Below are 329 nucleotides of genomic sequence, written 5' to 3'. Positions count from 1 at the left end.
CAAAGGGAATTTTGAAAGTCGGAAAACCAGCCGCATAAGGCGCCAGCTCATATACATCAAAGACAAGATAGAGCGCATGCTCATCAACATAGAAAGGTTGTGTGCTTTTCACCCCTTTGTATGCATTTGGAAAGTAATCATCAGCCTGTTTCTTCATTTGTTCGCCTACCAGTTTGCTTAACACTGCCGCATAGTCACGGCCATGTTTAAATAGTTCCGAAAGGGCATAATCATGGCCATTGCGCACGTCCACATTTGCAAAAGTCCTTGTTGGCATCCCATGCGCTGCTCCAAATGGATACGTATAGCCATTGATTTCCAACACAACG

General features: G+C 44.7%; 1 protein-coding gene. It reads right to left on the bottom strand.

Annotation, left to right across the window (positions count from 1 at the left end):
• On the bottom strand, positions 1–329 hold a 329-nt coding region (locus tag CHH91_RS18120), incomplete at both ends, for an RsiV family protein (RefSeq protein ID WP_141234201.1).

The organism is Virgibacillus sp. 7505, from assembly GCF_002272135.1.
In the GTDB taxonomy this organism is placed as follows: Bacteria; Bacillota; Bacilli; order Bacillales; family Amphibacillaceae; genus Terribacillus.
The sequence above is the reverse complement of the archived record's forward strand: the minus strand, read 5'-3'. Positions and strand labels throughout refer to the sequence as shown.